The organism is Pantoea sp. OXWO6B1, from assembly GCF_001641135.1.
GTDB lineage: Bacteria > Pseudomonadota > Gammaproteobacteria > Enterobacterales > Enterobacteriaceae > Pantoea > Pantoea allii.
Window position 1 is genome coordinate 1,846,348 of record NZ_LWLR01000001.1, and the last position, 23,104, is coordinate 1,869,451.

Here is a 23,104-nt window from a genome sequence, read left to right on the forward strand (position 1 = left end):
CAATGTGCCTCATGGCTGTTTCGTGTTTAGTCAGCGCTGCACCTGCAGTGCAGGATACCTGGCAAATGGACGGAGAACATGGCCAGATCGTTGTGAATGGTTTGCTAAGTGAAGGTGCGTGCCGTCTGGATCTTAATTCAGCCTTACAACAAATCGACTTGGGCATACTCAATCCTGCCGACCTTATCGAGCCAGGAAGTGAAACGATACCCGTCCGGTTTAGCATTCGGCTTACTGATTGTTACCGATCGTATAAAGATCAGTCTGTAATGCCGGGAAGAAACAATCTGTTTTCCTATATCGAACCGTTGGCCACTGTCTCATTCTCAGGATTAGCCGATGACGACTATCCCTCTTTATTGAAGGTACAGGGCGTAAAGGGCATCGCATTAAAGGTGAGCGATAAAGATATGAAGATGGTCCCGCTTAATCAACAGGGAAGAAAGTACTTTATATCCCATAAGACTGAGCGTTTTGACTACTTTGTCTCAGCTGTAAAAACAAAGCCTCACCTTGTGTTCGGTGAATTTTGGGCAGTGGCCAGCTTTAAGGTCGATTATGAATAACAGTTTATCATGTCTTAATTCAATTTTTTTAATGTTACTTTTTTATGTTTTATTTTTAATTTTATCGTCAGGGCCAGCCAAAGCAAGCGATGGGTTTGCCGACGTTGATAATATTAATGTGTCAGGGAAACTGATTGCTTCTACCTGTGACGTGATCAATGCTGATGAAAATCACGTTGTCGATTTCTCAAACGTTAATGTAAGTGATATTTATGCCAACTCACACGGTTTAGCAAAAGAATTTGTTATTATTGCCAAAAACTGTCAACCGGAAAATGATTTGACTATAAATTTCAGTGGTAGAGAAAACGAAGCACTTCCCGGTTTACTTAATATATCTGGTGATGCGCAGGGTATCGGTATTGGTCTGAAGTCAGGTGGTATCAATGGTGTGCCGGTTTCAGTAAATAGTCACTCAAACTTACCCAGTGCTGTACGCGGAGAGGACATTGTCTTTATATTGGGTGCCTATATTAAAGGTGAGCCACAGGCGGTTAAAGACAAAAACATTGTACTCGGGAATTTTTCAGCAACAGCAAACTTTATATTGAGGTATGAATGATGTCAGTAACCTCTTTTAGAAAGGCAGGCTTGATTATTCTAATACTAATTTTTGGCTCTCCGCTTTGTTCTTTTTTCTCCTTTGCCGGAGAAACCTTCAGAGCTAATATCAATTTTGATGGGAATATTATTGCCGATCCCGGAATGTGTTATTTTGATGTTGAAGGGTTGAATCCCGGGCCTGGTAACTTACTGGAAGGCTTTGTCGAAGATGACGATATATACAACTATAATTTTGGCGAAGTCGTTTTTCGTTCATATAATGGGCGTTATGTACTGGATAAAAAATACCGTAAAAACTTCAATGTCGATTTCAACTGTACCGGGGAACTTGCACTTGAAAGCCATATGTTAGTGCGGATTTATCCAGTCTACGGTACCGTTGAGGGACAAAAAAATAGCGTGATTAGAATGTTGTCTTTACCTTTTCTAAAGCATATTGAATCAGTGGGCTTGCAGCTATTGGTTAATGGAAACCCGGTGACAACACAGCGGTCCCACTGGTTGCGTGTAGGAAAAAAAACAGGTATGTCTTTTCAATTAATTCAGCTTGATCCTTTAGGCTCAGACTTAAAAGATGACGCTATTTTATTTTCAGTTATCAATGTCATTGTACAACCTAATTAGCGGTTAAAAATAAAATGAAAAAGAAGAGGCGTGTTTTTTTAATTGCTATATTGATGATGCTTCAGTTTTCCAGCAACAGTTTCGCTTTTTCAAACTCAATGAGCGATGGCATTAATGATGGTTGCCAGAATCAGGTAGATAGTGATGGTATTGTAACGGGGTCATGTGGTTTTTCCGCTTTTGTTGTGATGAAGACGAAACTTGAAACCGCACCATGGTGCATTATCAATAATAATGAATCCATGAATGTTGTGTTTGATGCTGTTGATCCCTACAAAATTTCATCTGGGCTATATAAAAAAACACTGGAATACGACTTTATCTGCTCAGATGCGACTCCGGGTTATAACGTTTTTTTTAAATTAGAAGGCATTAATGCCGCAGGGTTTGAGGATGAGCAAACAATTCAGACCAGCGTTAATGGGTTAGGCATGCAAATTCTGATGGACGGTATACCAATGAAGGTTCATGAGAAAAAACTAATTAATATGGTTTCACCGCCTCTACTTGAAGTGCTTTTAGTCAGACAACCGACTAAAACCCTGGAAGGCGATGAGTTTTCTGGAACGGCCAGTATGACGGTGGTTTATGATTAAGCGCTATAATTTGGGATTTATTCTGACAGTAATGCTATTTTTGTTACTGGGTATATCTACTTGTTCTCAGGCAAAAGTCAAAGGTATTCCCTTACCTAAAAGCTGTACCAAAGGCTCAGTACACATGACTGACGGGTTACTGGGTTTTGGTGACTGCCATCCAACCAGCGAAGGGCTTGAGTCAGGCTTTTTGATTGGTGATGGATGGTCTATGCCTACAGGCACTAGCCACGTGACTGAATTAGATGGTTATAAAGTCTATCCGCAATATAGTGGGAATTATAATGCAGTGATGTTTTTTTGTCAGAGTACAACGGCACTAAAATGCACTATTTCAACGGCAAATTATCAAATACATACTCGTACAGTTAATCAACTTAATACAACTAAAACTATATCGAAAACCAAACCTAATTTTGGTGGGGCGGCCAATGCATTAGAGAATCAGCCTTCAGCATCATTTTGTGTTGCGTTGCAAAATACAAATGGCACTGACGATGCATATTATGTTGATCCCAAGGAGCCCTATTCTTGTAGTGATGGTGTTCCACTGCCTGTTGAAGCAGCGACGTGTTATATTAATCGGGGGAAAGATATTCAGGTCCATTTTGGGGATATTAAAAGAACGGATCTGACTGACAGCCCTGAAGCGCCAGCGGCTATTTATAAAGAAATTAATATTCCGATTACGTGTACGCGTGATGCAGGAATATCATTAAAAATGGCTATTCTTTTTACGTCTTTAGTTGGACAGTATCATACCATTTCGACGACAGCTACGGGTGTGAATATCATTCCTTTTTATGACGGGCATTTTTCTCAGGATAGTGATAATAATCAAGGTGAAAGCACCGTTTATCAATACGGTATTCACGAAAAAAACGTTCGATTTTATCTTTTCCGTGACCCGGATGTAAAAGTAAAAGATATTCCTTTAGGTCCATTTAGCGCGAGTTCTGTAATGATTCTGACAGAAGACTGATTAGCTCCCCAGTGAGGATAACGTTAATCAATTATGTGAAGTGATGTGCTTTATAAAAACCGCTTATCCAACTGTTTATTTTTGGATTTTCTTAGCAATATATAAAAGGTAAATAATTGACAAGGAATTGATAACATTTTCGTTGAGAAAATGATTCAGAAGAAGTGGTTAGATTAATGAAATTTATCTAAATGATTTTATAGGTTTATTATGTTTAGTGCTATTGACGGAATCAGGTTACAACCTCTTGTTGCGCTTAAAACAGGAGAGGTTATTGCGCATGAGATACTGTCAAGTATCAGGAATCACAATGCCGAAAAGTGGTTTTCTGAACTGTCTCCTGAAAAGATATTTTCTTTGTTCTTATGGCAGGTAGAGTTCGCACTCAATATCCCGGGTAATTACTGGCTTAATCTACCGGTTGACGTTTTTAGTGATATGGACAAGGTAAATAAAATACTAACGATAGAGCATGACGAACGTATTGTTCTGGAAATTCAGGACCCTGAAAGATTACTCAGCTATCCTTACGGGAAGCTCATTTCTTTTGAAGAGGGCATCTTTTTACTTAGACGCGCTGGGTGGAATATATGGCTTGATGACATTACGTCAAAGCTTATAGCATTAGTTAAAAAAGTTTCAGTGAATGTCAACGGCATAAAAATTGATCGTAAGGAGATAAAAAAACCTTTTAGCATTGACAGGCTTATTCTACAAGCATCTACTCTTTCCCCTTACATTCTTGTTGAAGGCATAGAAACAGAAGCAGAAAAGAAAAAAATCATGCTCACCGATGCACGATATGGGCAAGGCTTTTTGTGGCCTGAAGAAAAAGTATATATGCGCGTGCCCAATAAATTCTGTTAAAACCTGAAACAGAAACAGAAACAGAAACAGAAACAGAAACAGAAACAGAAACAGAAACAGACAACAATCACCTCACCATTTTTCTGTTGCGCATAAATATGAAACCCAAAGCACACAGACAAATGCATAACCTGTATGAAGATGTGCTCTTTACTATGCAGATCGTCTACGGCCATTGAGCGCTCGTCTGAGAGAGTGTTGCGCCTGTTTTGTTCGCAAACCACATCACCATTAACGGTAGTCTGGGTAATTAAACATCAGCAGACAGGACAGTCGACCTGATTCGTTTGTTTTTTAAGCAACTCTGCCGTTGTCAGTGAAAAATTCTTTTAAAAAAACACATAAAAACTTACGATACATAAGAATTTTTTTAGGATAAAGACGATATGAAAAAGGCAATCGCAGTCATTTTATTAGCATTCGCCCTCACTGGATGTGGAGAGCCTAAGATCGATGGTTCTTCAGAAGAGGCTTTTAAGACATCGCTTCAAAAAGTTCGAGACTCACTCGCGGAAGATAAACGCGCCGCGTTTAACGATGCGATTCAGGTTGTCGCCTTCAGCCAGGTCAGCATGAAAGAGCTGATGCAGGCGGGCAGCGGTGATGAAGGCGGACGTGCCCTGATTGATAAAAAGATTAAAGGCGCGCTGGCTGGCAAGACCGGTGAAGAAGTCATTGAGTATGCAGATAAGATTAAAAAAGACCGCACGGCCAACTAAGCTGAGCGCGTTTTTATCTCAGACCAGCCTGTTGCGTGAGGTCTGATTTAACGGTTGCTGCATGAAAGAGGCCTGTTTTGCAGGCCTCTTTTTTATGCCACTAATCTATGTCAGGCATAATGAAACAGTGGGGCTTGTTCTTTACTGGCGTAGTGCCACAGGTACGCGAGTCACGCTGCAGGGGGGATTTTAATGGTGACGTTGCACTGGTTGAATGCATCGGGAAGCCTTGCTTCCTGTCGAGAAGGGATAAAAGCGAATATCGATCTTGCGATATCACGCATAGCTACCCAGCTTACGCTGCCCGATATCGACGTTCTGGTGCAAAGAACGACGTTCGAGGTAATTGAGGAAATGGGCTTTTCAGGCAGAGCCTGGGGACCGCATCTGATGTCATTCTATCTTGATACTGACAGCCCAAATTTGCAGAGCAGCCTGGCGCGTTATGACCTGGCTCGGCAGTTCGCGCATGAGACGCACCATTGCCTGCGTATGGCGGGCACGGGATATGGTTTTAGTCTGGGTGAAGCGCTGGTTAGCGAGGGGCTTGCCGGGCACTTTGCCAGCATGACTTTTGGATCGCCGCCAGAAATATGGGAGTGCGCCGTTGGCAAGGAAAGATTAAAAAAATCTGCCGCTCTCTGATGAGCTTCTCAGGTCACAGTCATACAACCATGCTGAATGGTTTTTCGGGCAGGGCGATCACCCCCAATGGCTGGGATACAGTCTGGGCTGGCACCTGGTTGATGCGTGGTTACAAGCCGGTAGCCGAAGTCTGGATGAAAGGATTAATGTTGAGGCCGACGATGTATTGGCGTTTTTACCAACAGTAATCGATTAGCCGCTTTGCATAAAAACGATAAATATTCCCGTATGGATAAATAACGCAAACCTTCTTCTACTGGCTACCGTCATTACGATGTCTTGCGGCAAACAAGCGTTGCGTGATCCCACCACGTATTCTGATTAACTGAGAAACAGCTAACGTTAAAACCAGCGGCTGCTATTTCCGCGGTCAACGCTTCCAGCGGTTTCAAGGTGCGCCAGGGCGTGCCGTCTTTCAGTAACAGATGCTGGATGCGGTCATAACAGATATGATCACCCAGGTGTTTGGGCAAACCACACATGCTGCTGATAATTAAAGTCCCATCACGGGTTAATATACGGCGCACGGCTTTAAGGCAATCACTACGCTGTGTTCCCGTCAGGCAATGAAAGCAGCTGCCATCAAATATCACATCAAACTGAGCATCTTGATACCGGGAAAGATCACATACATCGCCCCGGTCAAAATGACCGACCAGACCCGCTTGACTGAAACGTTCTCGGGCCCAGCGGATGGCGACGTCTGAGATATCGACCCCGTAAATGACAAACGATCTGCTGGCAAAATAGTGGGAGGCCATGGCGCCATTACCACAGCCAAGCTCAAGAACGGTTCCACTGCCGGGAAGGTATGGTGTTTCTTCAAGCTGATGAAGCACCTCGTTTAGCTGCTGCCGAGCCCGCGTGAAGCCACTTCCTGTCCAGGCTTCATAGCCTCCATTTTTGAGGTGCTGATAGATATCGTCATAGCTTTCCACACTAACGCAACGCCTCCTGTCATTATCTTATGGCTGTTTTGACTCAGCCTGCCTGGATGAATGAATTTAACATTTTGACCACTTCTCAAGCGCCTGACGCTAAAGTGCTTTACCCAGGTGAATCGCCCTGAGTACTGTTACTGCCTGTCTGTTCACTCACTCGCTATTATGATCCTGCTCACTGCTGCTTACTGGATAAGACGTATTCGGCCGCTCGTCGGCATTTTATTACTGATAAGTGCGGCCAGCCAGGCACAGTCAGGAGACCGGCGCGTGGTGACTCAGCCGCGCCTGCCGCCCGTCTGCCAGCGGCTAAGTGCTGGCTCTGATGTCAATGTGGCACAGCTGATTCAGCAGGCGCTGGATACCTGCCCAAAAGGTAACATGGTGATGTTACAGCCTTCCAGCCAGGCCAGTGTGTTCTTTAGTGGACCGTTGCAGGTGCCCTCGGGCGTGAGTCTGGCGATAGGTAAAGGCGCGGTGCTAAAAGCGATTGCCGATCCACATTTATACGATAACGGGCACCAAACCTGTGGCGCACTGGATCGTCAGGGAAATGGATGCGTGCCCTTTATTACCCTGAAGCATGCCAGAGACAGCGGTATTTACGGCCAGGGTGTCATTGATGGTCAGGGCGGCAACCTGATGACGGGGCAATCTCAGACCTGGTGGCAACTGGCAGCCAGCGCCAAAAACAGTGAGGATAAACAAAATGCGCCTCGCCTGATTCAAATCGATGACAGCAGCGATATCACGCTTTATCAAATCACCTTGAAGAATGCGCCTAACTTTCACGTGGTGATCAATAACAGTCAGGGCGTTACTTTGTGGGGCATTACGATCGCTACGCCCGCCACGGCGCGCAATACCGATGGCGTAGATCCCATGGGGTCGACGGATGTTTCCCTGATTAACAGCGATATCAGCACGGGCGACGACAACGTGGCGATTAAGGCAGGCAACGCGCCGGCTGCGCATATTTCGGTACTGAACAACCATTTCGGTGCCGGGCACGGCATGTCAATTGGCAGCGAGATCAACCGTGGCGTCAGTGACGTGCGGGTGGATGGACTGACGCTAACCGGCACAACCAATGGTCTGCGGATTAAAAGCGATCGCTCACGCGGCGGACGAGTAAGTGCCGTTCATTATCAAAACGTCTGCATGGATAACGTTGAAAACCCGATAGTCATGGATACGCATTACGATCCCCACGTTAGTGGTTCACTCATACCAACCTATCAGGACATCACGTTTGAGCATATTCGTGCGGGTAACGGAAAAATCACCTTGCTGGGCTACAGTGACGCCTTGCCGCTGGTCATTGCGTTAAAAGATGTCTTGATTGGCGCACGCGCCCAGGTGGAGCAGCAACATGCCGTTATCCACGGCGTATTTACGCGCACCAGCCAGAGCGGGTGCCCGTAAAACAAGGCAGGCTGGCAGTGGTGATGACATAGTCGCCCTTAGCTCTCGCTCGCCTCACCCAGACCGCCTAAAAAAATTGTCCTGCCGTTTCTTCCCGACCACCGGCGACTGGCGTAAAATCGGCGAACCAAAGTGGATTGTCTTGCAGAGTGGGCATTATGCTAATCAGCACGGAAACCGAACGGACGTATATCGCTGACAGCCGTCTCGCCTGCACCCTTGCCGCCGTGGCGGGCGCGTTAAACACCGCAGCATTTGAAATTGTGGGATTCTTTTCCGCCAATATGACCGGCAATGTCTCTTCGCTGTCCGATTTTCTGGCGAAGGCAAACCTCCACAGCGGCCTCTTTTTCTTGTTTATCCTTTGTATGTTCATTGTGGGGGCGCTCGTTTCCACAATGATTATCAATGCCGGGCGCAGACGCAAAATTCGCACGATTTACGCGGTGAATATCCTGATAGAGGGCATTGCGTTGGTGGCGCTGGGCGTGATTGAAGCCCGCTTCCCCATTGCCGCGTCAGGCGTCCTGCTTATCCTGAGCCTGAGTTTTTTAATGGGGCTTCAAAATGCGGTCGTCACGCGCATCTCCAATGCGCGCGTCAGGACTACGCACGTATCCGGCACCTCCACAGATATCGGTATCGAACTCGCCATGCTGTTCGATGTGCTACGGCGCAAAGAATCCCCCAAAGATGCGCCGCTCTATCTGGAGCGCCTGCGTCTGCATACCTATACCATTCTTGCTTTTCTGGCGGGCGGTGTGGCGGGCATCTGGCTCTGGCATGCGCTGAACTACTATTTTCTGGTGCTGATCGGTCTGGGGCTGATGGGCCTGGCGCTGGCCGCCATGCTCAAGCCTCAGCCTGCTGATGTGGCCCGTTAAGGATGCCGGTGTTCGGGAGTCAGCACCTTAAGCGCATTATTGATAAGGCGAAAGTGGGCAGGCGTTTGCCCAATAATCTCGCCATCGGCATTAATAGAGTGCGGACGGCGTGTATGCAGCGTCAGTGCCGTGGTGCTAAAGGCGCGAACGTTACGCCAGCGGCCATGTGTCCCGCGACGCAGAGCGGGGAACAGCGCCAGCAAATGCCAGCTTCTTTTCAGTTCAAGGCTGTAAACATCCAGTAGCCCGTCATCCGGTGCCGCGCTTTGCTCAACGGTCATACCGCCGCCATAGAAACGGCCGTTGCCAACTGAAACCTGCACGGTTTTGATCGCGATAGCCTCTCCCTCATGATGTAAGGTCGCCCTAAAGGGCCGGCTTTGCCGCAGAATACGCAGTGCGGCAAAGGCATCGCCCAGAACGCCCCAACGCTTTTTGGCCTGGGCGGTGAGATTGCGCGCCAGCTCCGCCGAGAAACCAATGCTGGATACGTTCAGGAACAGGTGATCGTTTACCTCGCCCAGGTCAACAAAACGGGTCTGTCCCTGGCTGATGATGCTGACAGCCTGCTCCAGTTGAGGCGGAATCCCGAGCGTACGGGCAAAATCGTTGGCGGTGCCCAGGGGTAAAATGCCCAGAGGTAAACCGGTTTGCAACAGGCCTAAAGCTGCGGCATTTAATGTGCCGTCGCCCCCGCCGACGATCACCAGCTCAACACGATGGGCATACGCGATGATAAGCTCGGTGTAGCTGCGGCTGTCGTCAGGATCGGGTTGCAGCAGGGTAAAACCGGATTGCTGCAGCAACTGCGTGGCGCGCGTGGCATCAATACGACCTTTACGTGAGCGTTGGTTGATCAAAAGTAACGCTGTCTTTACCCTTTGCGACATGCTTCGTCCATTTTTTGATGAAGTAATAATGATGAAGTAACCAGAAAGTAAACATGCGGGATTATCCGTTACAACCTTGCTTGCGCTACTTTACGTAAGTGCAGGACGGCAGGGGGAACCTGACAAACTGGGTCGAGGTTGTCTACACTGCCAGAAACGGCACGACTCATGGGAGCAACGATGACAGAACAACAATTTAGAAGCCTGTTGGCAGAAAAAGGCTTTGCAGAGCCGGTGATGGTAGAGCGGGGGGCAAACAGCGAACTGGATCACCATGAGCATCCGTTTGAGGCAATGGCACTGATCCTGAGTGGTGATATCACCCTGTACACAGAAAATCAGGCTGCCACCTATCGGGAAGGCGATGTCTTTCATCTGCAGGCAGGGCAGCCGCACCGCGAGACGTTTGGTGATCGGGGTGTTCGCTATCTGTCAGGCAGAAAAAGCTGATCCGGTCGATGAGCCTGTGATGAAGACTTTCGACGCGCTTTTTCAGCGATTAGCCCAATCCCCTTTCCGTCAGCGCTTCCGTCTGGGGCGGAATGAATATGATTACTGCCTGACAAAGGGCGAAGCCGATGTGGCGGCGCATGCGGCTGCGTTTGTTCAGCAACGACTCTCTGCTATGGCTCCCCACAACGACGGCAAGCAAACGCCGATGCGCGGGCATCCGGTTTTTATCGCTCAGCATGCCACGGCGACCTGCTGTCGTGGCTGTCTGGCGAAATGGCACGGTATTGCCCAGCATCAGGCGCTGGACGATAAACAACAGGCTTACGTGGTGGCGGTGATCATGCACTGGATACACAGGGCCATGACGCAACCTGCTCCGGCACCGCGTGCGCGCAAAACCAGGGCAAACACAACATCGTGTTTGCCGGACAGCCCGCAACTGGACTTCTGGTAGAAAAAGATTATCTGGCTGATGGACTTTTAACCAGTCAGGTTAGCCATATTTCATTTCAGGTCTATTCTTAAATCGTTCTTTGGTCTCCTGTGCCAGGATAATCACGTAAGACGACAAATTTCACACAAGAGGGAATTACGATGAAGAAAGCAATTATTGCACTGTCTGCTGTTTTACTGGCCTCGCCAGTTTTCGCTGCTACCACAACGGATGAAACTGTCGCTGAAGCGCATAAAGGCGCAGATACCGCGAAAGAAAAACTGCATCAGACTGAGCACAAAGGCGAAGAGCTGAAGCTGAAGTCTGAGCACGCTGCGGAAGGTAAGAGTAACTCGACCTCCAGCAAAATCTCTGAAAGCACCCAGAAAGGCTGGCACAAAACGAAAGAAGGCACCGAGAAAGGCTGGGATAAAACCAAGCAGGGTGCTGAAGACCTGAAAAATAAAGCGACTAACTAAGCCGCTTTACTATGAAAAAACCCACCGTTGGTGGGTTTTTTTATGACCTGTTTTTATTCTGGCTGGGCCGGCAGCGTTTTCGGCTCTGATGACCTGGCCTTTGCGGCTTCCGTTTTAGCAACTAATGACTCAGCCTTCGCGGTTTCTGCATCTGCCGCGTCCTGTTGTGCGGTATCAGACTGTTTTTTCCCTTCTTCGATAAACTCTTCATCGATCTCTTCGATGTTTTCACGGTTATCGCGTCCGGACAGCAGATTCCAGCAGGCAATAAACAGGGCGGCAATCACCGGACCAATCACAAAGCCATTGATCCCATAGATTTCCATGCCGCCCAGCGTCGTAATCAAAATCATGTAGTCGGGCATTTTGGTGTCTTTGCCTACCAGCAACGGGCGCAGGATGTTATCCACCAGGCCGACAATCACCACAAAGAAGCCGACGAGGAACAAGCCTTTCCACAGTGCACCGGTGGCGAAGAAGAAGATCGTGGCCGGCACCCAGATGATGGCGGAACCAACGGCAGGAACCAGTGACAGGAAGCCCATCAATGCACCCCACAGCAGACTGCCGTCAATGCCGGTAAACCAGAAGGCCAGACCGCCCAGAATCCCCTGTACCACGCCAACGACTACCGTGCCTTTGACGGTTGCACGCGATACGGCGGCAAACTTCATAAACAGATGATGTTTAACGTAGGTGGACAGCGGTAGCGCTTCCAGAATCAGATGCACCAGATAGGAACCATCCTTCAGCAGGAAGAACAGCAGGTAAAGCATGATACCGAAGCCAACGGTAAAGCTGAACGTGCCTTTACCGATGATAAACGCGCTGCCCGCCAGGTACTGACCACCTTTAAGGGCAAATGCCGACAGCTTTTGCTGAATCTGCGTGGCATTGTCCAGGTTATTTTCAGCCAGGTAGTGTTTGGCCCAGCCCGGTAAATGCTGTAACAGATCGGCGAAGACGACAGGGAACTGGGCGGAGTTGGTCTGCAGTTTGTGATAAACCGTGTTCACCTCCACTACCATCGATGAGGCGATGATCGCTAACGGGGTAAAGACGATGAGGCAGATGCAAAACAGCGTCAGCAGCGCGGCAAGACCGTTACGATCGCCCAGCTTGCCACGCAAAAACGTTTTAAGCGGATGGAAGATCACAGCCAGCACCGCTGCCCACAAAATGGCAGAGAAGTAGGGCGATAATACCTCGAAAAAGGCAACGGTAGTCATTGCCAAAATCAGAAGGAAAAACCCGACAGTAAGTCCTTTAAAGCGCATTGGATAACCTCATGTAAACATCCCTTGATAAGCACGCATGCCGATGCGGGCATTCGCAACCCGAGAGTGTATGAATGTTGCATCGGTAATCAACGATCAATTCTGTTTTTAATCATCGCCAGACGGCATTTCTGCGGCAAAGCGCCCGATGCCATAAGCAGGCCCTTTAATACCACAGTCAGGTAATACCTTGTTATCTGTTGATAACATCTGCCCGTCCTACCTTAGCGTAGCGGGTTCGGCCGTTTTTGCCGCCAACGATCGGCGGTTTATTTGTGGAATAAAGTAAACCCAGAGTAAACCCCTGGCGGAACGGCTGAAATAAAACTGTCATACGGCAATGCTAGCGTGAAATCCGGCAAGATCAGAGATAATCAGAGACCAAAGGAATAATAATGAAAATGAAATTCACCCTGATTGCGGTCGCACTGCTGGTGGCGCAACAGGCACAGGCAATGACGTTGTCCGAGGCCAGTGCACTGGCGAATCAAACGTCACAGGGATCGTCCAGTCCGGCATTTAACGCACTTGAATTACAGGCGCTGACCGCAGAGCGGGCGGCGATACAAAAGGGCGCGCCAGCGCTCAGTCGCGATCAGCTTAAGCAGGCTAAGCAGAGTGACAGCATTGCCGACTATCAGTGGCTAAAAGCCAGTGGTTATGATTTCCAGAGTGATGCGTTGCAGAAGGCGGGCATTGCGCTGTTGTCAGGATTCAGCACGCTGCCGGATAAGGTTCTGGAGGCCAATCGGGCCACGGTCACATCAATTAACCTCAATGCAACCCAGGGCGAACGCCATCAGGCGCTGGCAGACGCAGAAGGAATCAGCTACCTCTATTTCCTTGCCGACGCATTGGGACCTCGTTTAGGTAAAGCCTTTCTGGCGGCCTATGATAAAGGCGAGATTAACAAGGCGGCAGCCCTGATCAAAGCCAGTGAAGTCAGCACCGGTGCGGCGAAAAAACACTTTAACTATCCGCGTCCTTTCCTGCACACAGGCAATACGATTCATCTGGTGCCGGATGATACGGTGATCAAAGACAATCATCCCTATACGGCCGATGGCGGTTCGTTCCCCAGCGGACACACCAATACGGGTTATACCGATGCGTTGTTGTTAGCCGAGATGGTCCCGGAGCGGTTTGAAGCCTTACTCCAGCGCGGCGCACGCTACGGCTATTCGCGACTGGTTCTGGGTGTGCACTATCCGCTCGATGTAATGGGTTCACGCATGGTGGCACAATATAACGTTGCACATTATCTGAACGATGCCGCTTATCGCGCGTTATTCAATGATGCCCGCCAGCAACTGCGCAGCGCGCTGGAAAAAGAGTGTGGAACAACCTTAGCGGCGTGCGCAAAACCCGCCGGTCGTGATGATCCCTACGGCACAGGCAGCATGAAGCCGTTTTATCGCTTCACGATGAGCTATAACCTGCCGAAGCTGGCAGACAACAAAGCCAGATTCACGGTGCCGGATGGCGCAGAAGTATTGCTGGAAACGGCGTTGCCGCAGCTGTCGGCAAAGCAGCGACGTGAGCTGATGGTGAAAAGTGCGTTATCCGCCGGTTATCCACTGGCTGGACCGGGGGCGGACCAGGCGTTCTGGCAGCGACTGGATCTGGACGCGGCCTATGCACAGGCTAAGTCACACTGATAAAAAAAACGGGCGGGACATCTCGCCCGTCTCGCTGACAGCGTCGCCTGGGTTGGCATCATGCCTGGCACCAGAATTGTGGTGGTCGCGGGCCTGATTGCCATTTCTGCTATTTTCTATTCGCTCCTCAAGGTCTGATAGTCGACGCTTCTGGCGCGCCCTCCTGTCTTTAGCCGAGGCGGTCTCAAGCTGAGGCGAGGGCTCAGACGTATTCATTAAACAAAGGTTTATATTTGTTACGAATTAGCATGTTAAAGTTAACGAGAATAATTCTTATTTCTTAACAGGGTTAACAAACATGAAATTCGGTATTTTTGCAGCAACGTTGCTGGCGTCAGCGGTTTGCTCGGCGACCACCTATCCTCTGACCGTAACGGATGTGGATGGGCAAACTATTACGCTGCAGAAAGAGCCTCAGCACATCATTTTACAGGATGGGCGAGATATCATGGCGCTGGCGCTGCTGGATCGTAACGATCCTTTTAAACGTGTTGTGGCATGGAACAACCTGCCCAAAAAACAGGACACGCAAACCTGGGCGCTTCTGAAGAAAACCTGGCCACAGGCTGAAAACATTGTGGATATGGGGTTCAACGACCAGGGGCAGGTAAATCTTGAAAGCGTGCTGGCTAAGAAGCCGGACATGATGATTGCGCAGTTACGTGCTAAACCTGCTCTTATGCAGTCTGGTGTTCTGACCACGCTCAAAAGCCTGAATATCCCGGTCGTGTTTGTTGACTACGAACTGCATCCTAAAGAAAACACCGTGCCCGGGATTACTCTGCTGGGTAAAGTGCTGAACCGCGAAGCCGAGGCGAAGGCTTACACCGATTTTTATCAGCAGCACTGGCAGAAGCTGCAGAAGGGCATTGACCAGGTAAAAACCAAACCCACCGTCTTTATTGAACCGATAGCCGGTAACAGCGACAGTTGCTGCTTTACCCATAGCCATAGCGGTTGGGGTGGACTGGTTGAAGCGGTAGGCGGCAAAAATATCGGATCAGCGTTGCTGCCGGGTAACGCTGGCTTTGTTTCCCTGGAAAAAATCATCGCCATGAAACCGGATGTTTACATCATGACCGGCTCAAAACGTCCAAACAGCAATGTGCTGCCATTTGGTTACGGGGCGGACAGGAAAGACGTGGCGGCAACCTTTACGACTTTATTAAAGCGCACCGGCTTGTCGCAAATAGAGCCGGTCAAACAGGGACGCACGTACGGTATTTATCACCACTTTTATAACCATCCTTACAACATTATCGGGATGGAGATTCTGGCCAAAGATCTCTACCCAAAACAGTTTAGTCAGCTCGATCCGGTTGCGGATTACCATCAGATCATCCGGCAGTTTACAAAATTACCGGACGCGCCTGTGCTGTTGAGTTACCCGTAATTCTCATCAAGGTCAGGCGCGAATGACGCCTGACCTTGATGGCGCAGACCACGGTCTTAACCGCTTTAGCTTGTCTGTCAGTCATCTGCACTGGGTTATTTTTCTTAACGATAAAGCGCTTTGTTAAAAATAAGCGTGCCATTTTTCATCGAACTGTCACTAACGAAGCGTTATTATTTCATCGCGACACTGGTGATGTGGTGTTGTCTGCTTTGCTTTTCCCTGATGCATGTTAAGGGGCATTTTCCAGTTAACTGGTTTTAAAGACGACTTCCCGATCTGCGGATCGGGGCTTTATTTTTTATTAGTTTTTATGTCACGCCTGCCCTGATTCCCTTAATACCCGCAGTCTGTTATGTCATCCGTACTGTATCTCTGTTTCACGCGGTTTACTGTATGCCTGCCGAAAGGATGAAGACCAGACCGCGCTGGTTTACTGGCGCTGACTTTTAAGAGTTTTGGTGATTCTTATTTTTTTCTGCCGAGACAATAGTAGTGGTAACGGTGCGTAAGCGCCGTTACCACTGGAGGCAGTACCATGAAAAAAATAAAATCTGGTTTGATTATCGCCCTTTTAGCATACAGCACGATGTACAGCAGTTCCGCTCTGGCACAAGGGCCAGGCGGCCCAGGTGGACCCGACGGGCCGTGGCATCACCCCGGTCGAGGTCCCGACGGCGACGGCCCGCCCGGCCTCGATCGCGATGGGCCTCCCGGCCGTCGGCCAGGACCTGGCGGACCGCCACCGCCCGATGTGCGCCGTGATTATCACCCGGATCGTTTTGCCTGGCGTGGTCATGAGTTCCGCCGTGGCGGCCCGGCTCCACGGGAATATTGTGGCGAGGATTACCGTATTGACGACTGGCGTGAGCGCGGCCTGAGAGAACCGCCTCCGGGCCAGCACTGGGCCGACATTGACGGTAACTATGTGCTGATTGCCGCCGCAACCGGCATTATTACCTCACTGATACTGAATAACGCCTTTCAGTAGAGACACAGGGATGGCATCGGCCATCCCTTTTTTTTGTGCACCCTGTTGCCCGTTACCAGGCTATTCTGACAGTAAATTCTGAACGTTCACCGGCTAAGGAGTTCTGATGACCACGGTTAAGATGGTGGCTGTTGATATGGATGGCACATTTCTGGATGACAAAAAACAGTACAACCGCTCGCGTTTCCTCGCCTGTTACCACCAGCTCACTCAGCGAAATATCAAATTTGTCGTTGCCAGTGGTAACCAGTATCACCAACTCCGATCGTTTTTTCCTGAAATCGCCAGCGAGATCGCCTTTGTGGCAGAAAACGGCGCATTAATTATCGATCGTGATGAGGAGCTGTTCTGTGGCGCGTTTACGCGTGATGACATAGATGCGGTACTGGATACGTTAAAGAATGGTCACTATCCCGACCTGCGCTATCTGCTTTGCGGGCGTGACAGCGCCTATTATTTTGAAGGAATGGATGAGAAGTGGCTGGTCAAGATGCGACATTATTGCCATCGCCTCCGACCCATTCGTTCTCTTGATGAGGTTGCCGGGGACAAGATACTTAAGTTTGCGCTTAATCTGTCAGACGATTATGTCGAACCCCTGATGGCAGATATTCAGCGCCTGCATCAAGGCGCTGCGGCGGCCACCTCCAGCGGTCACGGTTCGGTAGATTTAATCGTTCCTGGTCAGCACAAAGCAAACGGCCTGAACCTGCTGGCGCAGCGCTGGGGCATTTCTCACGATCGGGTACTGGCATTCGGTGACGGCGGCAACGATCTGGAGATGCTGGAGCAGTCCGGCTTCAGTTTCGCCATGAGCAATGCCCCGCAGCGGGTAAAAGAGACCGCGCGTTTCCTGGCACCTGCCAACAATGATGAAGGTGTGTTACAGGTCATTGAGCAGATGCTGGCAGGCGAACCGCCTTTTACGCCGGCATAGTGACGGGCACCAGGCTACAAATACCGGGAGTTAACTGTGCGGGCGGTGGATAAGCCCGCACAAGGACTATGCGCTAACCGGCCAGGCACGAACCATCATGTCGCGCATTTCATCTTTGCTGTAACTCACCAGGCTGTTTTTACTGTTAGCCCGGGCCAGTACCCAGTCGATGTCTGACGGGCTGAGCGCTGGACCGTCCTGCCAGAAAGCCGTAATGGCTGAGCGCTGTAGCCAGGCTTTCAGGTAGTGCGCCGGAGAATCGGTGTGCGCGTCAAAAAGCTGTTGATGCATGTCGGCCATCAACTGACACTGTTGCGGGTGCTGACTGTCTGCCAGATGATCCAGAAACGTAAAGAGCAGTCTTCCGCATACTTCGCCGTGGTGGAAGGGCTTAATCGCGCCCAGTTCGCCCGCAATCCCGTGAATGACGCCCAGCCCCGCGCTGCTCAGGCTGATCCCGCCCAGCCAGGACGCCATCATCATCGCCTCACGCGCGCGATCGCCAGCCTCATCTTGCTGGTTTTGCGCAGGCCAGCCCTGAATGAACTGACGCAATCCGGTGAGGGCTAACTGGCGGGTGAAGAGGTTGCCCTTGTTGGACAGATAGGCTTCGAACAGGTGGGTAAATGCGTCGATTCCGCAGGTAGCCAGCACCTTATCGGGGGCGCCTTTCAGCAAGTCGGGATCGAGGATGGCGACCTGTGGCACAAATACCGGATGACGCAGCGACGCTTTGATCTGAATATCCCGCTGATCCGTAACGACGGCGTTTTGCGTAACTTCACTGCCGGTGCCCGCCGTGGTAGGGACCGCAATCAGGGGCAATGTGATGGCACTGACCGCCGTATCTCCGACCTTTTCCAGATAGCGTGCTGTCGGTAACGGATGCTGAATCATGGCGCTAAAAGCCTTAGCGGCATCCAGAACGCTGCCACCGCCCACCGCCACGACTCTGTCAACATGACCACGCCAGCGCGCGACCCAGGCATCAATATCGCCAGGTGAGGCTTCGTTATTCACAATCTCATAACCGACAATATGATCGTTGAGCGTGGATTTGAGCCGGGCGTAAGCTTCACCCTGTAAAAATGAACGACCGCAAAAGAGCAGGGTAGCCTGGGGTTGGGCAGCCAGCAGGGGAATCAGCTTATTGAGGCTTCCCCGGCCAAAAAAGGTTTGTTGATTGCTGTACAGCTCACTCAGATTCTCACTCACCAGCGCATCCTTTTATATCTTCGCTAAAATCTGAGTGTAACCAAAAGCCGGCGATCGGCCCCGCGAAACTTTCTTATTCCGTAGAGAGGAAAAGTTGATCGCCTTCGCAAAACGCAAATTCATCCACGGTGGGGTGATGCTTTAACAAGGATGTTACCCTTAACATGTTATCGGTAACAGGGGTTGTCAAAATGTTACTACTTTTGCAGAACCCCGGTTTTACATGTCCTCAGGGACCACGATAACAAAGCGGCACTGAAACAATTCAGGGCATCAGGTGGAGAAAAATTATGCCATTACTCTATGTGGCGATTGGCGTGGCATTACTGTTACTGCTGATGATTCGCTTTAAACTCAATGGCTTTATCGCGCTGATTTTAGTCGCTCTGGCAGTTGGCGTCATGCAGGGCATGCCGGTCAACAAAGTGATTCTTTCGATTAAAAATGGCGTCGGTGGGACGCTGGGCGGCCTGGCGCTGATTATGGGCTTTGGCGCAATGCTCGGTAAGTTACTGGCCGACTGCGGTGGCGCGCAACGTATCGCGACCACGCTGATCGACAAGTTCGGCACAAGGCACATCCAATGGGCACTGGTGCTGACTGGATTTATTGTGGGTTTTGCCCTGTTCTATGAAGTGGGCTTTGTCTTGATGCTGCCGCTGGTCTTCAGCGTTGCCGCATCGGCACGCGTACCGCTACTGTTTGTCGGCGTTCCTATGGCGGCGGCATTGTCCGTGACCCATGGTTTTCTCCCGCCTCATCCCGGCCCCACGGCGATTGCCACACTGTTTAATGCCGATATGGGCAAAACACTGCTGTTTGGAACCTTACTGGGCATCCCAACGGTGATTCTCGCCGGGCCAGTTTATGCACGTTTCCTGAAAGGAATTGATAAACCTATTCCAGAAGGGCTTTATAACCCCAAAACGTTTAGCGAAGCGGAAATGCCCAGCTTTGGCGTCAGCGTCTGGACATCCCTTGTTCCCGTCGTCCTGATGGCGCTGCGTGCGGTAGCCGAAATGGTGCTGCCCAAAGGCCATGCGTTGTTGCCTTATGCCGAGTTCTTTGGCGATCCCATTATGGCGACGCTGATTGCCGTGCTGATTGCGATTTTCACTTTTGGTCTGAACCGTGGACGCAGCATGGAACAGGTGATGGATACGCTAAGCGACTCCATCAAAATTATCGCGATGATGCTGCTGATTATCGGTGGCGGCGGTGCCTTCAAGCAGGTTCTGGTAGACAGCGGCGTGGATAAATACATTGCCAATATGATGCATGCCACCAATCTGTCGCCGCTGTTTATGGCCTGGTCTATTGCTGCCGTGCTGCGCATTGCCCTGGGTTCTGCAACCGTGGCGGCGATTACCGCAGGGGGGATTGTGGCTCCGTTAATTGCAACCAGCGGGGCGAGCCCGGAGTTAATGGTGATCGCTGTGGGTTCTGGCAGCGTGATTTTTTCACACGTGAATGACCCCGGTTTCTGGTTGTTTAAAGAGTATTTCAACCTGACGATTGGCGAAACTATTCGGTCATGGTCGGCACTGGAAACCATTATTTCGGTATGTGGTTTGGTGGGATGCTTACTGCTTTCCTACGTGGTGTAAGGGTGCCTGCATAAAGCAGTAGGGCCGCGCAGGACCGGCGGCCCGTACTGTTAATCTGAATCTTCAAATCCCGCTTTTACCATCTGTTCTCGCAATGCGCGGGCAATTTCACGGTTACCGCCGGTCACCGGATAAATCACGTTATTAACGACATCGTCAAGATAGTGCACCGCAAACTCCTGTCGGGTAAGTTGCGTGCCGCCTTCATCATTGATGGCGAAAAAACCTTTGATTTGATCACCGCTGTATTTTGCCTTGAGGCTATAGCGGCCCATACTGGTATTTATGCTACTCATAAGGTCTCTCCCTGCTTTGCATTTTTAGTGTCAAAACCGTCGAGCTGTCCTGTCCGCATAAATTTTAGCCAGGATTAATCCGCAAAACGAAGCGGCAAGGCAGGTAAAAACCTGCTATGCGATGCTTCTCACAGAAAATAACCATTAAAGCTGAATGTTGCTTCGATAGATGAGATCGCAATAAGCAAAAAGCACAGCCTCAAATCTTGCCTATACTGTTATGGGAATGTTTTTTTAGGTAAGGGAGAGGAAATGAAAATAATTCTGTGGATTATCGCCATTATTTTTATCGTGGGACTACTGACCCTGACAGGGGTATTTAAACTGATTTTCTGATTCTATGGGCACCTCAACGGTGCCCAAATCCTTTCTGACCACCTTTGTCGCATCAAGCCGCGCTATTTATCCTCTTCCCTGTAAGCCTGTAAGCCTGTAAGCCTGTAAGCCTGTAAGCCTGTAAGCCTGTAAGTTCTACCTTCATCGCTATCTCTCTGGCGTCTTTGCCCGTCACGCTGGTCTAGGCAGGTTTGTCCCTGATGCAATAATTTACATCCCAAACTATTAATTATTTCTTTATTAATCGAGTGATTAAACGGCGTTTATTCGTGCGCCGATTGCGCCCGTTTTTTGTTTTTTAGCGGGCGCAGCGGGTAATCGGTGGCGTTTAATAAAGGCAGGATAATCACCTCATTTAGCGAGAATGTGGCAATTGCTGGTTGTTTGGCTCTGGTTCATCTTCCCTGTTTTAAAATCCCTCACGCTTTAGCTCGTTGAGCATAACGGCATGCCGAACAGCCGCCAGAAGGGTTTCGCTCTCTCTGCTGCAGGCGGGTTTTTACGTTGTTGTTTTCAGTATGGAACGCTGGATTTAGCCAATACAATAAAGGTAATACCGAAGTGAACAGGTCTTTTATCGCACGCTTATCAGCGCCCTTACTGGCGCTATTTTTTTCATTTTCTCTCCAGGCGGTCATGCTGACCCAGCAGATAAAATCGGGCTGGGACACTTTCACTGATAATGTCCAGCAAACCTGGCAACAGCCTGACTCCATTGATGTTTATGTGCCCGCCATCACCTGGCATAACCGCTGGACGTATGATGATGAGCATATCCACAGATATAACGAACGTCCCTGGGGAGCGGGTGGTGGGGTTTCACGTTACGATGAGAAAGGTAACTGGCACGGCCTTTACCTGATGGCGTTTAAAGATTCCTTTAACAAGTGGGAACCCTTTGGCGGCTATGGCTGGGAAGCAACCTGGCGACCACTGGCGGATCAGAATTTTCACTATGGTTTGGGCTTTACCGCTGGCATCACGGCGAGGAATAACTGGGGATACTATCCTGTGCCGGCTTTATTGCCGTTAGCATCCATAGGTTATGGGCCAGTTAATTTTCAAATGACTTATATTCCAGGTACTTACAACAACGGTAACGTGTATTTTGCCTGGCTGCGCTGGCAGTTTTAAGCCTCAGAACCCCTGAATAAGTCACTAAAGGGAAAATAATAGCGATATTTATCACTTTTTCATCAATTCAGGCTGGACAAAACCCTCAGCAATTGCTGTACTAGATGGCGACACAGTTTAGTGTCCATTTTTCATGTAAAGGTAATATAGATGTCTAAGATTAAAGGTAACGTTAAGTGGTTTAATGAATCTAAAGGATTCGGTTTCATTACTCCTGAAGATGGCAGCAAAGATGTATTCGTACATTTCTCTGCGATCCAGAGCAATGGCTTCAAAACTCTGGCTGAAGGTCAGCGTGTAGAGTTTGAAATCACTGACGGCGCAAAAGGCCCATCTGCTGCTAACGTTATCAGTCTGTAAGTTAACAGTCAGAATTCTAAAAACCCGCCTTCTGGCGGGTTTTTTTATGGCTGCACGCAACCACACCGTTGGTTTTCAGCCCGGCTTTATGCGGAACACTTACACAATGGCTTCGCTCTTATCCCACCGCACTTTCCCTCGCATCATCACGTTCTCGCGTTAACCCGGGCCGCACCTGGTTCTACTGCTACATCGGACTCAGGCCCATTCTGCAGCACTACAACGACTGGCAAACTGCGGAGCGAGTCACAGATAATCCCCGTAACATAATCATAACAACTCGCAGGAGCAGCATTTTACGGCGTCTCGGGTTATAACTGACTCTCCGCATCGCAGATAAAGAGGTGACAGGATGAATATTCGTCCAGCTCAGGCGAAGGACAGCTTCGTGTTGAGCGCGTTGTTAAGTGAACTTGGTTATGGCGGTACAGAGCATTTTATTGAGCAACGTCTTGCTCAACTGATGACCGATCCGAATGAGAAGCTGCTGGTTGCAGAGCACGGCAATCAGGTGCTGGGATTTATCTCTCTCCATTTTATTCCTCAGCTGGCGCTGGCGGGTGATTTTGCTCGCATCAGCTACGTGTGCATTGCCGAAGGTGAGCGTAGCAAAGGCGTCGGACAGAAACTCCTGCAGCACGCAGAAGCGCTGGCGGCTCAGCACGGCTGTGATCGCATGGAAGTGCACTGTCATGCCTCGCGCCTCAAAGCAAACCAGTTTTATGGCCGTGAAGGTTATGTTGAATCGCCACGCTATCATGTGAAAGCATTACAGCCTCTGTAAGATGACAGGCTCACCATTGGGCTCACAGAGCGACACGGCGTCGCTGGA

At 49.5% G+C, this 23,104-nt stretch carries 27 protein-coding genes; 22 read left to right on the forward strand and 5 right to left on the reverse strand.

Going from position 1 to position 23,104, the window contains the following annotated elements; translation table 11 throughout:
• The first annotated feature begins 65 nt into the window (after positions 1-65).
• From A6A26_RS10780 to A6A26_RS26280, 9 genes are all read left to right on the forward strand, one after another.
• The gene (locus A6A26_RS10780; RefSeq protein ID WP_244915440.1) at positions 66-566 is read left to right on the forward strand and encodes a fimbrial protein; all 501 of its coding nucleotides are present in this window, start codon (positions 66-68) and stop codon (positions 564-566) included.
• Positions 559-1,128 (forward strand): fimbrial protein, encoded by a 570-nt coding sequence (locus tag A6A26_RS10785; RefSeq protein WP_063878717.1) that lies wholly within the window; start codon positions 559-561, stop codon positions 1,126-1,128. The genes A6A26_RS10780 and A6A26_RS10785 overlap by 8 nt, the downstream gene beginning before the upstream one ends.
• On the forward strand, positions 1,125-1,754 hold the full coding sequence (locus A6A26_RS10790; RefSeq protein ID WP_253851884.1) for a hypothetical protein: 630 nt from the start codon (positions 1,125-1,127) through the stop codon (positions 1,752-1,754). The genes A6A26_RS10785 and A6A26_RS10790 overlap by 4 nt, the downstream gene beginning before the upstream one ends.
• Positions 1,755-1,768: 14 nt before the next feature.
• Positions 1,769-2,350 (forward strand): fimbrial protein, encoded by a 582-nt coding sequence (locus A6A26_RS10795; RefSeq protein WP_063878719.1) that lies wholly within the window; start codon positions 1,769-1,771, stop codon positions 2,348-2,350.
• Positions 2,343-3,332 carry a hypothetical protein gene (locus tag A6A26_RS10800; protein WP_063878720.1) on the forward strand — a complete coding sequence of 330 codons (990 nt, stop codon included), beginning with the start codon at positions 2,343-2,345 and terminating at the stop codon, positions 3,330-3,332. The genes A6A26_RS10795 and A6A26_RS10800 overlap by 8 nt, the downstream gene beginning before the upstream one ends.
• 210 nt (positions 3,333-3,542) lie before the next feature.
• Positions 3,543-4,199, forward strand: a complete 657-nt coding sequence (locus A6A26_RS10805; RefSeq protein WP_063878721.1) for an EAL domain-containing protein — start codon at positions 3,543-3,545, stop codon at positions 4,197-4,199.
• Between the two features lie 386 nt (positions 4,200-4,585).
• Positions 4,586-4,918 carry a DUF6694 family lipoprotein gene (locus tag A6A26_RS10810; protein WP_063878722.1) on the forward strand — a complete coding sequence of 111 codons (333 nt, stop codon included), beginning with the start codon at positions 4,586-4,588 and terminating at the stop codon, positions 4,916-4,918.
• Positions 4,919-5,110: 192 nt separating this feature from the next.
• The gene (locus A6A26_RS10815; RefSeq protein ID WP_082875173.1) at positions 5,111-5,563 is read left to right on the forward strand and encodes a DUF2268 domain-containing putative Zn-dependent protease; all 453 of its coding nucleotides are present in this window, start codon (positions 5,111-5,113) and stop codon (positions 5,561-5,563) included.
• Positions 5,550-5,759, forward strand: a complete 210-nt coding sequence (locus tag A6A26_RS26280; protein WP_082875230.1) for a DUF2268 domain-containing putative Zn-dependent protease — start codon at positions 5,550-5,552, stop codon at positions 5,757-5,759. The genes A6A26_RS10815 and A6A26_RS26280 overlap by 14 nt, the downstream gene beginning before the upstream one ends.
• Before the next feature lie 73 nt (positions 5,760-5,832).
• On the opposite strand, the gene A6A26_RS10820 is transcribed toward A6A26_RS26280, so the two are convergent.
• Entirely contained in the window at positions 5,833-6,501 is a 669-nt protein-coding gene (locus tag A6A26_RS10820) for a class I SAM-dependent methyltransferase (RefSeq protein WP_063878723.1), read from the reverse strand.
• Between the two features lie 273 nt (positions 6,502-6,774).
• Here A6A26_RS10820 and A6A26_RS10825 point away from each other — a divergent pair, with 273 nt between their 5' ends.
• Both A6A26_RS10825 and A6A26_RS10830 read left to right on the forward strand, forming a co-directional pair.
• Positions 6,775-7,929, forward strand: coding sequence for a glycoside hydrolase family 28 protein (locus tag A6A26_RS10825; RefSeq protein ID WP_253851885.1), 1,155 nt, complete (start codon positions 6,775-6,777; stop codon positions 7,927-7,929).
• A 158-nt stretch (positions 7,930-8,087) separates the two neighbouring features.
• Entirely contained in the window at positions 8,088-8,813 is a 726-nt protein-coding gene (locus tag A6A26_RS10830; protein ID WP_063878725.1) for a YoaK family protein, read from the forward strand.
• Here the strand turns inward: A6A26_RS10830 and A6A26_RS10835 are convergent.
• The gene (locus A6A26_RS10835) at positions 8,810-9,703 is read right to left on the reverse strand and encodes a lipid kinase (protein ID WP_063878726.1); all 894 of its coding nucleotides are present in this window, start codon (positions 9,701-9,703) and stop codon (positions 8,810-8,812) included. The genes A6A26_RS10830 and A6A26_RS10835 overlap by 4 nt on opposite strands.
• 180 nt (positions 9,704-9,883) lie before the next feature.
• Here A6A26_RS10835 and A6A26_RS10840 point away from each other — a divergent pair, with 180 nt between their 5' ends.
• The 3 genes from A6A26_RS10840 to A6A26_RS10850 all read left to right on the forward strand — a co-directional run bounded on the left by A6A26_RS10840 (position 9,884) and on the right by A6A26_RS10850 (position 11,068).
• Positions 9,884-10,153, forward strand: coding sequence for a cupin domain-containing protein (locus tag A6A26_RS10840; RefSeq protein ID WP_063878727.1), 270 nt, complete (start codon positions 9,884-9,886; stop codon positions 10,151-10,153).
• 19 nt (positions 10,154-10,172) lie between these two features.
• The gene (locus A6A26_RS10845; RefSeq protein ID WP_063878728.1) at positions 10,173-10,610 is read left to right on the forward strand and encodes a DUF4186 domain-containing protein; all 438 of its coding nucleotides are present in this window, start codon (positions 10,173-10,175) and stop codon (positions 10,608-10,610) included.
• A 140-nt stretch (positions 10,611-10,750) separates the two neighbouring features.
• Positions 10,751-11,068, forward strand: a complete 318-nt coding sequence (locus A6A26_RS10850) for a hypothetical protein (protein ID WP_013024991.1) — start codon at positions 10,751-10,753, stop codon at positions 11,066-11,068.
• A gap of 53 nt (positions 11,069-11,121) precedes the next feature.
• Here the strand turns inward: A6A26_RS10850 and A6A26_RS10855 are convergent, their stop codons facing one another.
• A complete protein-coding gene (locus A6A26_RS10855) occupies positions 11,122-12,345 on the reverse strand; it encodes an AI-2E family transporter (RefSeq protein WP_063878729.1) in 1,224 nt (407 codons plus the stop codon).
• 395 nt (positions 12,346-12,740) lie between these two features.
• On the opposite strand from A6A26_RS10855, the gene A6A26_RS10860 reads away from it, so the two are divergent.
• The 4 genes from A6A26_RS10860 to A6A26_RS10875 all read left to right on the forward strand — a co-directional run bounded on the left by A6A26_RS10860 (position 12,741) and on the right by A6A26_RS10875 (position 17,324).
• Positions 12,741-14,003 (forward strand): acid phosphatase, encoded by a 1,263-nt coding sequence (locus A6A26_RS10860; RefSeq protein ID WP_063878730.1) that lies wholly within the window; start codon positions 12,741-12,743, stop codon positions 14,001-14,003.
• A gap of 298 nt (positions 14,004-14,301) precedes the next feature.
• On the forward strand, positions 14,302-15,396 hold the full coding sequence (locus A6A26_RS10865) for an ABC transporter substrate-binding protein (protein ID WP_063878731.1): 1,095 nt from the start codon (positions 14,302-14,304) through the stop codon (positions 15,394-15,396).
• 538 nt (positions 15,397-15,934) lie between these two features.
• Positions 15,935-16,387: an RcnB family protein gene (locus A6A26_RS10870; RefSeq protein WP_063878732.1), complete on the forward strand. Its 453-nt coding sequence runs from the start codon at positions 15,935-15,937 to the stop codon at positions 16,385-16,387.
• Between the two features lie 106 nt (positions 16,388-16,493).
• A complete protein-coding gene (locus A6A26_RS10875) occupies positions 16,494-17,324 on the forward strand; it encodes a Cof-type HAD-IIB family hydrolase (protein WP_063878733.1) in 831 nt (276 codons plus the stop codon).
• Between the two features lie 66 nt (positions 17,325-17,390).
• On the opposite strand, the gene A6A26_RS10880 is transcribed toward A6A26_RS10875, so the two are convergent.
• Positions 17,391-18,539 (reverse strand): iron-containing alcohol dehydrogenase, encoded by a 1,149-nt coding sequence (locus A6A26_RS10880; RefSeq protein ID WP_063878734.1) that lies wholly within the window; start codon positions 18,537-18,539, stop codon positions 17,391-17,393.
• A gap of 290 nt (positions 18,540-18,829) precedes the next feature.
• Here A6A26_RS10880 and gntT point away from each other — a divergent pair, with 290 nt between their 5' ends.
• A complete protein-coding gene (gene gntT, locus A6A26_RS10885; protein WP_063878735.1) occupies positions 18,830-20,146 on the forward strand; it encodes a gluconate transporter in 1,317 nt (438 codons plus the stop codon).
• Positions 20,147-20,196: 50 nt separating this feature from the next.
• Here the strand turns inward: gntT and A6A26_RS10890 are convergent, their stop codons facing one another.
• Positions 20,197-20,442: a hypothetical protein gene (locus A6A26_RS10890; RefSeq protein WP_063878736.1), complete on the reverse strand. Its 246-nt coding sequence runs from the start codon at positions 20,440-20,442 to the stop codon at positions 20,197-20,199.
• Between the two features lie 897 nt (positions 20,443-21,339).
• Between A6A26_RS10890 and pagP the strand changes: the two genes are divergently transcribed.
• The 3 genes from pagP to A6A26_RS10905 all read left to right on the forward strand — a co-directional run bounded on the left by pagP (position 21,340) and on the right by A6A26_RS10905 (position 23,056).
• Positions 21,340-21,912 carry a lipid IV(A) palmitoyltransferase PagP gene (gene pagP / locus A6A26_RS10895; protein WP_063878737.1) on the forward strand — a complete coding sequence of 191 codons (573 nt, stop codon included), beginning with the start codon at positions 21,340-21,342 and terminating at the stop codon, positions 21,910-21,912.
• Positions 21,913-22,062: 150 nt separating this feature from the next.
• Positions 22,063-22,272 carry a transcription antiterminator/RNA stability regulator CspE gene (gene cspE, locus A6A26_RS10900; protein WP_006118399.1) on the forward strand — a complete coding sequence of 70 codons (210 nt, stop codon included), beginning with the start codon at positions 22,063-22,065 and terminating at the stop codon, positions 22,270-22,272.
• Between the two features lie 352 nt (positions 22,273-22,624).
• Complete coding sequence (locus A6A26_RS10905) at positions 22,625-23,056, forward strand: GNAT family N-acetyltransferase (RefSeq protein ID WP_063878738.1); 432 nt, start codon at positions 22,625-22,627, stop codon at positions 23,054-23,056.
• Positions 23,057-23,104: the final 48 nt, after the last annotated feature.